We start from the raw sequence: 14,058 nt of genomic DNA, 5'->3' as shown, positions 1-14,058 counted from the left end.
ACATTGCATTGAAAGTATCTCCGGGCTTTTGGGTTCCAATTCCATGCACGAAAAGGACGCCTAAGTCATATTTTTTATTATTCTTATTGTTTTGGGTGGTTGGTGCTTGAGAGTTTTGATTGCTCTGCACTGTAGCACTTTTCCCTGTCGAGTTAGACAATTGCCCCTCAGAACTAACACCAGAATCTTGCGATGTAGCCTGAGGCCTTGATGAATTCTGTGGCAACTCTTCTGCCATAGTCTTCCTCCTTGAAACTAGATGTACGTACGTCGTCATACAATGGCACTGACCTCCTGCGGCCAGCCTCACCCATTATATAAAAATGCGAAGCAAAAACTGGCATAAAGCCTTGTCGGCGCACACTCAAAGCCCAAAAATCAGCCTCACCTCTACGGTGAAAAGGAAATGCCGCCGCACTCCCCCGAAACTCGGGAGGGTGAGGCGGCATTCTCGTATTTGGTTTGTGGTCGTCGGTAGGTATGTTTCCTATACAGGGGCGGCGAGGCTGCACCTTCCGGAAGCGCCCTCAGGGTGCCCGAGCTCTGCGAGGGCGGGTTCCCTGCGTAGGCGCGGAGGAAGTGTGTAGCGAACCGCCACAGAACCAAACCGGAGCAGGAGTCCTTACATGTACGCGCCGCGTGCCGACTCCTTCGCAGCCAGCTCATCCGCATGACCGTACGCGTAGAAAATCTTCGCATCATCCAGCTCAGCAAAACGAGCCAGGTAACGGCACACCGCGCCACGCTGAGCCTTCGTCATCGAGGACAGCAACACAGCATCCGGGTGAGTAATGCCGTTGTCGCGGGCCGGTGCCGAATCGCCGAACTCGGGCTCGTAATCAGAGGTGATATTGGTGAAACTCATCGGTGAGTACCTTTCCTTAGGGCGTTTCTTAGTGGAGCGCCGCAACAATGCAGACGCAACCGGAGGGTACACCGCGAAAAGAACCTACGGAGAACACCGGAAGTCTCTTCACAGAAGTGGTTGTGATACCTCTAAAGTACCCAAGAGCTAACCAATGTTCAAGAACCATGAGGGAACAACCCCATAGTGGACACATACCCGGTTGTCAGGAAGAAATCAGTGGCTTCATAAAGGCGTATAGTCGCCCGTTCCCAGCCGAGCTCAACCCGCCCGAAAGCCGGTCCGAAAGCCAGCCTGAAAAGCAGAAATGCTGCCGCACTCGTAAAGAGTGCAGCAGCATTTCAAAAGCTAATAATGCAGGCTACGCCATAGTTGCGTAGAGACCGCGCTCGGCATCCTTACGAGCCAGCTCGTAAGCGTGACCGTACGCGTAGAAAATCTTTGCGTCATCCAGCTCAGCGAAGCGCGCCAAGTAGCGGTAAACAGCTCCTCGTTCTGCGCTGGTCATGTCGGAAAGCAACACGGGGTCCGGGTGCGTGACGCCGTAATTGTGTACAGAAGCAGACCCGCCGCATGCAGGTTCGTATGCGGGGGTGATCATAGTCTGAGTCACCAGTATTCATCTTTCGTTGGTGCGCACGGTTGTGAGGCGTACGCGAAATTGAGTGATAGATACCGCCAATACCACCTCGACAAGCGCCGAAATAGTATCCGCAGTGCTGAATATATTACCGTGGATACGGAGACTACGCCAATTAGAATCAGCCAAACCCCAGCAAATCTTAGGTGCACACGAATGCATAAAAATTCTGGGGTGCCCTTCCAACGGCACCGCCTAAGCACCCTAAACTACAGCGCTCTGCCCTGCTTTACTCTCCTGCTTTTTCTCCCCTGCGGGGTTATGTTCCTCTGTATCCTCAGCGTCTTCATCCTCACCGTCCAGACCCAGAAGAGCCGTCACCATCGGCAAAGGATTGAACTCGCTCAGCTGACCCGTACGGTCCACCTTGCGCATCATGAACGCACGCTGCAAACGCCGCTGAGTCCACGGCGAAAGCACCATCATCAGCAGCGCCTCCACCACAAAAATGCTGACCAGAATCCACAGCAGCAGATCCGAAGAACCCGCCTGCTCGCGCAGCTGCTGAGCATCCGCCACCAGACGGTCGAATCCCTCCGAATGCAGGCGCGAGGTATCGAGCCCAGTCAACGCGGACAGGCTCACCGGCGACGCCACATTCAGCAGCACCGACAGCATCAGCAGAAGCACCGCATACAGCCCGTAATGCATGGTGCGCATCCACTTCTTCACGCGCGCAAAACCGCAGTTCAGTTCCGCACCAATATCGGTGAAAGCCGCCGCCTTCTGCGTCTGCTCACCCTCCGGCATCATGTGCGGCACCAGGCGGTGCGCAAGCATCAACGGCACCGGCGAACACGCATCAAAATACTGCATGTGACTATTCACCGACGGGCCCGGCAGGGTCACAAAGCTGACGTCCACATCAGCGGGCTGAGTAATATTCGACCTGCCAATGCTGTCACCACGAGCGGAAATCTCGCACCGGTCAGCCACATCAAGATCCTGCAGCATCGGCGCGTAGGCGCGCACATACAGGTGGCAGGCGCTACGCACCGACATCATGAGCACCAGAATCAGCGCACCCCAAAACGCCACGGAGGCGGCGGTCAGCTCAGGGACCACGCCCTCAACACGCAGCTGAGCCAGCAGTAGCATGAACACCGCGTACAGCATGAAAACGCCGTGCACGAAGAGCACCGAAATCAGCCACTTCACGTAGGCGCGTGTGCCGTACGGGTTCACCAGGCGCACATCCACCGGGGCCTTTGCGGAGGTATTTACGGAGGCACTTTTCTTGCGAACGATGCGCACCCGCCCCTTCAAGGCGCCCGGCACGCTCGCAACCAGCGGCACCACGCTCAACGCCAGCGGAACCAGCATCGTATGATGCAGCAGTGAACGATACGGGCCAAACAGCAGGGACGCCTCCACCAGCCAGGAGAACGCCGCGGCCACGCTCACCCACAGCAGCATCGCACGGTTACGGTAGCCGCCCGCAGCGTCCAGGGGCGCAGGAATGTCGTTACGGTCACTAGCGATAATGCTAATCGGCACCACGCCACTACCCAGGCCGTAGAAGAAACGAATCGGCTTCTTACCCGCCGCCGCACGACGACGCAGAAGCTCATAGCTCAAATAGCCGCCCTGCGAATGGGCAATAATACCCACCGCGTCGCTACGGGAACTCAAATCGTCCAGCTGACGATCCAGACGCGCATAAATACGCTCCAAATCGCGCGAGTCCGGGCTGGTCGCCGTCTGAATCAGCTGAGTCGAAATAGCCTTCATCAGCTCCCACAGTTCGCGGGCACGACGAGCCAAAACCCAGCCCACAATACCCAGGCCGAGCGCCGCCGCCAGACCCGTAAATGCACCCTGTGGAGTGCCCAGGGACGCCACAAAAGCATCGCGGAACGTCATGAGCGCCATAGCCGCCAGCACCAGCCACAGCGCTACGTTCACAAACCGCGCCGTAGAACGCAACAGATGCCCGGCACGCTCACGCCAGGTCGCGCCGGGGCGCTCATAGTAGAAGCAGAACATTAAAAACAGCGGCAAAACCGACGCCAACCAGGGCAAATGCTCCTTCAACGGGCGGTAATGCCGAGGCCGCCAGAAGCCCTCCTGAAAGAGGAGGCTACGGCGAGTGACTGTGCGAACCGGGCGAGGCTTCGGCTGGGGCAGGCGCGGTAACTCAATGTTGGGTAGCTCGATGTTTGGGAGTTCTACCTTGGGAAGCTCAATTTTCGGCAGATCAATCTTAGGGAGTTCCACTTTAGGAAGTTCCACCTTGGGTAACTCCACTTTAGGAAGTTCCACCCTGGGCAGCTCTACCTTCGGAAGTTCTACTTTTGGCAGACTGATTCTTGCAGATTCTTTGGGCTCGGAGGCTTCGGCTGGTTCTTCCTGAGCGGAGTTCGCTTCAACCTCCGGGCTTTCCTCAACCGGGTCGGCAGGGTACTCCGTGCGCTCAATCGTCAACGAATACGTCAGCTCGCTGTGGTGGCTCGTCGGGTTCACCTCAGTGGCAGGCGGGAGGGTATCGCCGTCAGGAATCACCTCAACCCGCACCCGCGCGGGAGTCTCCTCGGCGGGGGTATTTTCAGGGTCAGCAGAGTCGGCGCCCGTGTTCAGCGCCAGCAGAGTCTGCACGCTATCCGCCACCGGCTTACCAAAATACGCGAGCGTCTCGCCGTGATTCTGATAGCCGATACCGTGAATTAGCAGCACCGCCGCATCATGGTGCTTACCCTTGCGGTGCAGGGCACTCTTCGGATGCGCAGAAGCATACTCAGCCAGTCGCCGCTGCTCACCGTCGGGCAGCGCACTACCCTTCAGCAGATGAGGCACCTTCGACACGCCTCTCACCTCCTCTGCGCACAACGCGCCCGCAGACCCGCGTGCTCAACACCAAACCCGGAGCGAAAACCGCTCCTCACTAGAACACTACAGCACGTCCAGACCGTCACAACGAATCTGAACCGGCCGCTCCCCCACGTTCTTCTTCAACGCCGCAATCGTCGCACGCGTAGCACGCAACTCATGCGTCACCTGCTGGGCAATGCCGTACGAGAAGAACAACAGGGTACGCCAATCACCCCTCACCGGCGCCTCCTCAGAATCCTCAACAAGAGACTCCGACCAGGCAAAATATCCCTGATCCAGAGGAACCGGACCCACAATACGCAACTGCTCACGCACCCGCTCCGGCAGCGCAGAAGAGCCCAAGAACTCCTCCATGAAGGCGCGAACATCCGCCTCCGCACCGGTCACCGCAGCCGTACGAACCGCCGGAGGCAAACCCGTCTGGGCGCGCTCCTCCAGCTCCTCGCGTGCAAACCACGCCGGATCCCAACGCACCAGCGCCTGCTCAACCGGCGACGGCGAAGCAGTCGTCACCACCGTACCCTCAAGAGCCGCCGGACGAACCAATGCTGCCGCATTCAACCAGCGACGCAGAGCCGCCTCCGGGGCACGCAACGAATCAAAACGAAGCATCTTATCGGCATCAAGAAGAAGCGCCGCCGCGTAACCACCAAAAGCCACCGGCTCAGCACCAGGAGTCGCCACCACCAGCGCAGGCTCAGGCCCAACCGACGCCCGCACATGATCGCCCGCCGAAGAAATCACCGGAACATTCGGGAACGCACGACCCAGCTCCTCAGCCGTACGAGTCGCACCCGCCGCCGAATAACGCCAATGCGTAAAACCACACTCCGAACAACGCCACTGCTGCGCCAAATGACCGCACCACGAACACGACGGAACCGACGACCCCGAAGCCACCGACAACGGGCCGCTACACTCGCCACAACGCGCCGGCATGCGGCAACGCTCACACGAAAACGACGGAATATAACCGCTACGCGCCACCTGCACCAACACAGGACCACGCGCCAACGCACGACGAGCATGCTCAAACGCCAAATGCGGAATACGCGCCATCGCCGCCAACGGGTCACGCGCCAGCTCAAACTCCGACCCGGTCGAAAAAATACGCGGCGAATAATCACGCACCAACGCACGCGGCGCACGCACATGAGACGCCCAGCGGGTACGCACCAGACGCGCCGCCTCACTACTCATGCTGAACCCAGCAAACAGCGCCGCAGTATTCTCAGCCGAAGCACGCAGAAGCAACACATCACGGGCATGACAATACGGGGCGCGCTGCTCCAACAGCGAAGAATCGCCATCATCCCAGCACACCACCAAACCCAGATTAGCCACCGGCGCATACGCGGCGGCACGGGTACCAATCACCACCGGAACCCGACCCAAACGCGCCTTCACAAAACCGTGATAGCGAGTATGCGGAGTCGAATCAGAACTCAAACGCACAAACGAATCAGCGGGCAGACGCTCGGCGAGCGCCGCCTCCAGAAGATCCAGGTTCTTAGCGGTCGGAACCACCGCAATAGCACCGCGACCACTCGCAGCAGCCGTAGCGAGCGCGGTCGCCAAAACATCCGCCCACGTGTGCTCCAGGTGGCCCGGAAGAACCGTCATCACGGCGCGGGTTGCGGCACCGGCGGCAACATCCTCAATGAACTCCGCACCGTTCTCGTAATCGGAGAAGACGGAGGCGGCATCCGGCGCGTCCGGGTTCAGTGCCGGCGGGTCCAGCACGAAGGGCGCGGGCGCGCCAGGGGTGGCAAGCCAGGCGTAGGGGTCGGTTTCTGCAGGAGACGCGGAGGTGGCTGCAGTCTCAGGCTCTGTATTGTTGGGAGCCGCGTGCTCGGGGGCTTCATGCTCGGGAGCGTTTTCCTGCGGCTTCTCCCCCGCATTTTCCGGGATGCTATTGGGAACAGATTCCCCCAAATACGCCGACTCATAACCCGGCAGAAGAGGCGCGTACTTCTTATCCAGCGCGGCAATGCGCGGCGGCACCGCCAGGCGCAGCACGTTCGCCACCGTGGAGGCGTAACGGTCGGCAAGCGCCTCCGCCAGAGCAAAAATTTCGGGCGCAACAGACGGCACACGCGACAGCACCGACTTGAGCGGCAGCAGCGAGGTGCGCGTCCAATCGGTCGTGGCAGCGCGCTCCTCAATGTATCCGGTCATCTCGTGGCCGTTGAACAGCACGCGCACGCGGGCGCCGGGCACCGCATCCTCGCTCAGCTCGGCGGGCACACGGTAGTCGAACGTGCGGTCCACCTGCGGCAGGGTGCTATCCACGCGCACACGCGCCACGGGGTTCGGCACGCCGCTCGCCTCCAGCTCAGCGGCAACATTCACCGGCTCCGGGGCGGTAGGAATCAGGGCATCACGAAGAGCAGGAAATCCCTGCAACAGGTCAAGCTGTTGCAGGGATTCCTGCTGAGCACCCAACGGTGCCGAAGAGTTCGATTCAGAACTGCTCTGAGTCACCCGAATCAGCGTGCTCCTTGACCCTGACAGATATTAGGAAGAGGACACTGCCGAACGCAGTGCATCCACGCGGTTCAGGCGCTCCCAGGTGAATTCCGGCTCGGTGCGGCCGAAGTGGCCGTGAGCTGCGGTCTTCTTGTAGATGGGGCGGCGCAGATCCAGTTCGTTAATGATTGCCAGCGGGCGCAGGTCGAAGACCTCACGCACAGCCTTCTCAATCTTGATCGGGTCGACCTTCTCGGTGCCGAAGGTTTCAACGTACAGACCGACCGGCGCTGCCTGGCCGATAGCGTACGCAACCTGAACCTCGGCGCGGTCAGCAAGACCGGCACCCACAATGTTCTTCGCAACCCAACGCATTGCGTACGCTGCGGAACGGTCCACCTTCGACGGGTCCTTACCGGAGAACGCGCCACCACCGTGACGAGCCGAACCGCCGTAGGTGTCCACAATAATCTTGCGGCCGGTCAGACCGGCGTCACCCACGGGGCCGCCCTGAACGAAGCGGCCAGCGGGGTTCACAATGAACTTAGCGTTGGAGGAATCCAGCTCGACGCTGCCCAGGACCGGTGCGATAACGTGCTTCTCAATGTCTGCACGCAGGTCAGCCAGGTCGTAGCTTGCGGTGTGCTGGCTCGAAACAACCACGGTGTCCACGGAAACGGGCACGTTGTTCGAATCGTAGCCGAGGGTGACCTGGGTCTTGCCGTCGGGGCGCAGCTCGGTCAGCAGGCCGTCCTTACGGACCTTGGTCAGACGCTCAGAGAGGCGGTGCGCCAGCCAAATCGGGGCGGGCATCAGCACGTTGGTCTCGTTCGAAGCGTAACCGAACATGATGCCCTGGTCGCCCGCACCCTGGCGGTCGTACTCGTCAGCGGCGATACCCTGACGAACCTCGAGGGACTCGTACACGCCGGCGTTAATGTCCGGGGACTGCTCGCCAATGGAGACAGACACGCCGCAGAACTCACCGTCGAAGCCGCGGGTAGAAGAATCGTAGCCGATACCCAGAATGGTCTCGCGCACGATGGAGGGAATTTCGACGTAGCTGGAGGTGGTCACCTCACCCGCAACGTGCACCTGCCCGGTGGTTACCATGGTCTCCACAGCAACGTTCGCTGCGGGATCCTGGGCGATGATGCCGTCGAGGATGGCGTCAGAAATCTGGTCACAAATCTTATCGGGGTGGCCTTCAGTCACCGACTCGCTGGTGAATAGGCGCAGATGGTTATTACTCACGGTTTCCACTCTACTGGTTGAGGGCGCGCGAAGATAGCGCGCTCGTAATGATGACGGTTTCCTTCAATTATGACACGTTTGTTAAGCGCTATTACGAGGCGGGGTGTTGCATTCACACCCCGGGCGGGCCTTCACTCAGCGCCAGCAGGCACTTAGGCCAGTGCCAGCCAGAGGATTAGGTCAGCGCCGCCAGAATCTTCTGAGCCAACGCCGGGCCAATACCCGGCACCGCCGTCAGCTCCTCAGCGCTCGCCTGCTTAATCTGAGCCACCGACCCGAAATGCTTAATCAGCGCGGAACGCTTCACCTCGCCCAGACCGGGCACCTCATCCAAGGCGGAGGCGACCATCGCCTTACCGCGCTTAGAACGGTGGAAGGTGATAGCGAAACGGTGCGCCTCATCGCGGATGCGCTGCACCAGGTACAGCGCCTGCGAGGTGCGCGGCAACACGACCGGGTAGTCGTCGTCCGGCAGCCACAGTTCCTCCAGGCGCTTAGCGATGCCGGCAACGTACACATCCGTGATGCCCAGGTCGCTCAGCGCGGCGGAGGCTGCAGCAACCTGCGGCGGGCCGCCGTCCACGAGCACGAGGTTCGGCGGGTAGGCAAACTTCGCCGGTTCGGGAGTGGAGGCGTCAATCTCGCCGGAACGCACGGGGGCTGCTTCGCGTTCCGCCTGCTGCGCCAGGTGCCTCTTGAAACGGCGGGTGATGACGTCGTACATGCTGGCGGTATCGTCGCGCGCGGCGTCGCCGGTAATGCTGTAGGTGCGGTAGGCGTTCTTCGCGGGCATGCCGTCCTCAAAGACGACCATGGACGCGACCACGTTCGTGCCCTGCACATGCGAAATGTCGTAACACTCGATGCGCAGCAGCGGGTCCGGCAACTCCAGCGCTTCCTGCAGCTCCACAAGGGAGGCGCTGCGGGTGGTCAAATCGCCGGCCCGGCGGCTCTTGTGCAGGGTCAGCGACTGGCGAGCGTTCTCGGCAACCGTCTTCATGAGTTCTGCCTTGTCACCGCGCTGCGGGACGCTAATTTCCACCGGGCCGCCGCGCACCTCCGCCAGCCAGGACGCCAACTGCTCCTTATTCTCGGGCTCCACCGGCACCAGCACGGAGCGCGGAATATCGTAGCTGTTCAGGCTCTTCTCGGCGTCCTTCTGGGAGGCGAGGCTCGCCGCAATATCGCTGTACACCTGCGCGATCAGCTGCTCGATGAGCTGCGCGTCGGTACTGTCGTTGACCTTCTCCACAATCCAGCCGCGCTGGCCGCGAATCCTGCCGCCGCGCACGAAGAACACCTGTACGGACGCCTCCAGGTCATCCTCAGCGTAGGCGAACAGGTCGGCGTCCACGGTCGCGCCGAGCACCACCGCGTTACGCTCAAACGCCTTAGTCAGCGCGGCAATATCGTCGCGAAGAATGGCGGCACGCTCAAAGTCCATCTCGGCGGCGGCTTCCTTCATTTCCGCGGTCAGTTGCGCAATATGCTTCTCAGCGCCACCCGCCATGAAACGGGTCAGCCCACGCGCCAACTCGCGATGCTCCTCGGGGCTAATCTTGCCCACGCACGGCGCCGTGCACTTATCGATATAACCGAGCAGGCACGGGCGGCCACTATTCTTCGCACGGTTAAACACGCCGTTCGTACAGGTACGCACAGGGAACACGCGCAGCAGCGCATCCAGGGTTTCACGAATCGCCCACGCCTGCGAATACGGACCAAAATAGCGCACGCCCTTACGACGCTCACCGCGAGTCACCATCGCGCGCGGGTACACGTCATTGACCGTAATCGCCAGGTACGGGTACGACTTATCGTCACGGAACGCAATGTTGAAGCGCGGCGAAAACTCCTTAATCCAGGTGTACTCGAGCTGCAGCGATTCCATTTCGCTCGCAACCACGGTCCACTCCACGCTGGCGGCGGTGTGCACCATCGCGTAGGTCTTCGGGCTCAGCGTCTGCGGGGACGCAAAATAGCTGTTGAGGCGGTTGCGCAGGTTCTTCGCCTTACCCACGTAGATGACGCGGCCGTCAGCATCGCGAAAACGGTAAACGCCCGGGTCGGTAGGGATTTCGCCGGGGGCGGGGCGGTAGCTGGAAGGCTCTGCCATGGGTACTTTCTCCTCGCTCTACTGGGGCTCTCTACTGGGCTTTACGGTGCTGCGCATACGACAAACCGCGCATCCTACACCCATCTCCCCCATAACGCGGGGGTCGGTGCGTGAATGCGCGGTTTAAGTCTACGCGGTATAGGCGGCGTGTGCCCTAGCCTGCGTCACGTGCGGCTGAGGGCGAAACGTTGTATTCGTGCTTTCGCGCCTGACCGGACAGCTGAGCAATCTCGTCCATAATCGCGTCGGTGGTGACGCGGCGCTGCTTGCCGGTCATCTTCTCGCCGGTCTTCTCAAAGTAGAGCGGCTTGCCCACACGAATCGTGAAGCGGCGCGGGTAAATCATGTTCGAACCGGGCTTCTGCAGGCGGTCGGTGCCAATCAGACCGACCGGCACCACGGGCGCGCCGGTCATGTGCGCCAGCCACGCCACACCAATCTTGCCGCGGTACAGGTAGCCGTCGCGGGAGCGGGTGCCCTCGGGGTAAATGCCGAAGACCTTGCCCTCCTGCAGCTTCTCCAGGGCGATGTCGAGCGCCTTGAGCGACTCGGAACGGTCGGAGCGGTTCACGGGAATAATGTCCACGGCTTCGAAGAATGCCTTCATCATCTTGCCGCGCGTGCCGGGGGTGTTCACGTACTCCGCCTTGGCGAGGAACGCCACGCGGCGCGGCATCATGGCAGAAATAATGATGGAGTCCAGGAAAGACAGGTGGTTGGAGGCGACAATCACCGGGCCGGTGGCGGGGAAGTTTTCGAGTCCGGTCACGCGGGCGCGGAAGACGGTGCGCAGGATTCCGGTGATTGCTTTCTGGGTGGATTTGTAGAGAAGCACGTGAACTCTCCTGAGGTGCCGATAGATTGCGGGCTGTGGCGGCGACCCGCCGTGGATGCGGGGTGAGTGACCCCTTCTGAATATACGCCGCCAAAGAGCACAAAATCTGTACTGCAATAATCTGCACCGCAAAAATTTGTACTGTGTTTAGTAGCGTCGGGTTTTATTATTCCACACACGAGTGTAGGTACGTGGAAGGTGCCGCGCTCCCCTTCCACATGCTGGGATGCGCCTCCCGCCAACAATTCCAGCGAGAGGCCCGGCAAGAGCCCCGGCGGGAGCCCGAGCCGAAGCCCCAGTTGAGGGAGCCTGCACGACTTTCCCCCTACCACCTCCTCTCCCGTTGCGGGCGGGAAAGTAGCACAGAAGCTAAGAGTTCAACCTCAACGTAATATTTCAGGTTTTCCGCCTTGTGATTGCAGATTTCCCCGCCAAATAGCCGTGTCACATTATGACGCTACGTCAGCAAGGTTTTATAAATACGCATTTAATATGCAAAAATGAAACAAGGGTGGGCTGTCGCACCTCCCTCAAGGACGATTCACCCTGAACATAGTGAGCCGCCCCTCCAGCGGATGTGCGTCGGAACCACTCCACCTAAAAATTCCACGCACACTGGAGACATACACTATGGCTACAAAACCCGTCTCGCGTGCGGAGGCAGCAAAGATTGCCCGCCGCTCAGACACGGTCGGTGCCTATGCCGGAAAAGGCTGGGTACAGGCTGTTGCGTTTGTGATGCTCCTGGGCTTCACCATCATGGCAGTCCTTGCAATGCGCACCTACGCACTCTCCATGCCGCTACCCGACAAAATTGTCGGCAATGACGGCAAAGTAATCGCAACCCAGGAACAGATCCTGCACGGTCAGGAACTCTTCCAGGGACGCGGTCTGCAGCAGTACGGCTCCGTCCTGGGCCACGGCGCCTACCTCGGCCCCGACTACACTGCAGAATACCTGCGCCTGACCACCGATGCTGCCGTCAAGGAGTACCGTGAACAGGGCAAGCAGGACCCCCGCGAACTCGTCAAGAACGAGTGGCGCAAGGAGAACAAGTACGACGAGCAGACTAAGACCATCACCTGGTCCGCTGGTGAGACCAAGGGCTACCAGCTCATGCTCAAGCACTACCGCGAAACCCTGATGAAGGGCGACACCTCGCAGGGCCTGTTCCCCGACGCCATTAAGAACGACGAAGAACTGCACGACCTCGTCGCATTCTTCGGCTGGACCGCATGGGCATCGGCGGCAGACCGCCCCGACCAGCCCTACTCCTACACCAACAACTGGCCCTCCGAACCCAACGTGGACAACAAGCCCACCGCGGATCTGATGGTCTGGTCGGCACTCTCCCTGATTGCCCTCATCGGTGGTACCGGTCTGATGTTCGCCATCTACGGCCGCTGGTCCCGCGCTATCGGCTGGCACGCAGAAGAGGCACCCGTCCTCGACTTCCGTCAGCCCGACGAAGTTCGCCTGACCCCCTCGCAGAAGGCAGCCTGCCTGCTCTTCGCAACCATCCTGGTGCTGTTCCTGCTGCAGGCTCTGGTGGGTGCGCTCACCGAGCACTACCGTGAAGAACTCACCGGCTTCTTCGGTATCGACATGGGCCAGTTGCTGCCCTACACGGTATCTCGAACCTGGCACCTTCAGCTCTCCCTCTTCTGGACCGCAGGCGCGTTCCTGGCGGGCGGTATCTTCATTGCCCCGCTCATTACCCGCCGCGAACCCAAGAAGCAGGGCCTGCTCACCTACGTTCTCATCGGCGCCGTGGTCTTCGTGGTCCTCGGCTCGCTGCTGAACGAATGGTTCTCTCAGAAGGGCCTCATCCCCAAGGAACTCACCGGCTTCTTCTCGCAGCAGTGGGAGTTCCTGGACCTGCCGCGATTCTTCCAGATCCTGCTCACCGCGGGTATGTTCATCTGGATTGTCATCGTCTGGCGTACCCTCTCCTCCCGCCTGAAGGGCTCGAAGAAGACCTCCCTGCCGTGGCTGTTCCTCTTCTCCGGCCTCGCCATCCCCATGTTCTACGCGGTCGGCCTGCTCGCAGGTCAGCGTACTCACGTGACCGTCGCCGAATTCTGGCGCTTCTGGGTGGTTCACCTCTGGGTGGAGGACTTCCTCGAACTGTTCACCACCGTGATGGTGGCGTACATCTTCGTGCTGCTCGGCGTGGTCCGCGAGCGCATCGCAATCGCCATCATCATGATGGACGCCGTGCTCTACTCCGTCGGTGGTGTGATCGGTACTCTGCACCACACCTACTTCGTCGGTACCCCCTCCGAGCAGATGGCATTCGGTGCGTTCTTCTCCGCAGCTGAGGTTATCCCGCTGACCTTCCTGACCGTTGAGGCATGGGGCTTCATGCAGCTGGGTGCTCGCCAGTACTCCAACCGCACCAAGCCTTTCCCGCACCGTTGGGCTGTTATGTTCCTGATTGCTGTGGGCTTCTGGAACTTCCTCGGCGCGGGCGTGTTCGGCTTCCTCATCAACCTGCCGATCGTGTCCTACTTCGAGATTGGTACCGCGCTGACCGCAAACCACGCACACGCATCCATGATGGGTGTGTACGGTATGCTCGCCATCGCGTTCGCGGTGTTTGGTCTGCGCTACCTGATCCCTGAGGACAAGTGGCCTGAGAAGGGTCTGAAGTTCTCCTTCTGGACCCTGAACATCGGTCTGCTGTGGATGTCCTTCATCTCGCTGCTGCCGCTGGGTATCGCTCAGCTGTACAAGTCCGTTGGTGAGGGCTACTACGAGGCTCGTTCCTTCGCGTTCATCCACGACGGTGCTTCCGCCGTGATGGGTTGGATGCGTATGCCCGGTGACGTCATCTTCCTGGTCGGCATCATCCCGCTGATCAAGCTGGCGCTGCTGGCTCTCAAGGAGATCTTCTCCAAGAACGCTAAGGAAACCGTCCTGGAGCTGCCCGAACCTCCGCTGTACGAGGTAGTTGAGGATGCTCGCATCGCAGAGTTCGCCGGCGCTAAGGCTGCCGAGGAGCTGCCCGAGCAGACCAGCCCCTACCGTAGCGATCGTCGAGGCTAACC

9 protein-coding genes are annotated in these 14,058 nt (G+C 60.4%); 1 reads left to right on the top strand and 8 read right to left on the bottom strand.

From position 1 onward, the window contains the following. From QZ540_RS02395 to QZ540_RS02360, 8 genes are all read right to left on the bottom strand, one after another. The coding region (locus tag QZ540_RS02395) for a hypothetical protein (RefSeq protein WP_294627452.1) at positions 1-238 on the bottom strand (238 nt) is incomplete at its 3' end. A 384-nt stretch (positions 239-622) separates the two neighbouring features. Further along, a complete protein-coding gene (locus tag QZ540_RS02390; RefSeq protein WP_294627450.1) occupies positions 623-865 on the bottom strand; it encodes a DNA mismatch repair protein in 243 nt (80 codons plus the stop codon). Between the two features lie 361 nt (positions 866-1,226). Further along, positions 1,227-1,478, bottom strand: coding sequence for a DNA mismatch repair protein (locus tag QZ540_RS02385; protein WP_294627449.1), 252 nt, complete (start codon positions 1,476-1,478; stop codon positions 1,227-1,229). Positions 1,479-1,709: 231 nt separating this feature from the next. Next, the gene (locus tag QZ540_RS02380) at positions 1,710-4,307 is read right to left on the bottom strand and encodes an aconitase (RefSeq protein ID WP_294627447.1); all 2,598 of its coding nucleotides are present in this window, start codon (positions 4,305-4,307) and stop codon (positions 1,710-1,712) included. Positions 4,308-4,394: 87 nt separating this feature from the next. After that, on the bottom strand, positions 4,395-6,818 hold the full coding sequence (locus QZ540_RS02375) for a primosomal protein N' (protein WP_294627445.1): 2,424 nt from the start codon (positions 6,816-6,818) through the stop codon (positions 4,395-4,397). 33 nt (positions 6,819-6,851) lie between these two features. Then, positions 6,852-8,057 carry a methionine adenosyltransferase gene (gene metK / locus QZ540_RS02370; protein WP_005506182.1) on the bottom strand — a complete coding sequence of 402 codons (1,206 nt, stop codon included), beginning with the start codon at positions 8,055-8,057 and terminating at the stop codon, positions 6,852-6,854. Positions 8,058-8,232: 175 nt separating this feature from the next. Further along, the gene (gene uvrC / locus QZ540_RS02365) at positions 8,233-10,173 is read right to left on the bottom strand and encodes an excinuclease ABC subunit UvrC (RefSeq protein ID WP_294627443.1); all 1,941 of its coding nucleotides are present in this window, start codon (positions 10,171-10,173) and stop codon (positions 8,233-8,235) included. Positions 10,174-10,327: 154 nt separating this feature from the next. Next, on the bottom strand, positions 10,328-11,008 hold the full coding sequence (locus tag QZ540_RS02360) for a 1-acyl-sn-glycerol-3-phosphate acyltransferase (protein ID WP_294627441.1): 681 nt from the start codon (positions 11,006-11,008) through the stop codon (positions 10,328-10,330). A 630-nt stretch (positions 11,009-11,638) separates the two neighbouring features. On the opposite strand from QZ540_RS02360, the gene QZ540_RS02355 reads away from it, so the two are divergent. Beyond that, positions 11,639-14,056 carry a nitric-oxide reductase large subunit gene (locus tag QZ540_RS02355; RefSeq protein WP_294627439.1) on the top strand — a complete coding sequence of 806 codons (2,418 nt, stop codon included), beginning with the start codon at positions 11,639-11,641 and terminating at the stop codon, positions 14,054-14,056. Positions 14,057-14,058: the final 2 nt, after the last annotated feature.

The organism is uncultured Rothia sp. (assembly GCF_916049665.1).
Classification (GTDB): domain Bacteria; phylum Actinomycetota; class Actinomycetes; order Actinomycetales; family Micrococcaceae; genus Rothia.
The sequence above is the reverse complement of the archived record's forward strand: the minus strand, read 5'-3'. Positions and strand labels throughout refer to the sequence as shown.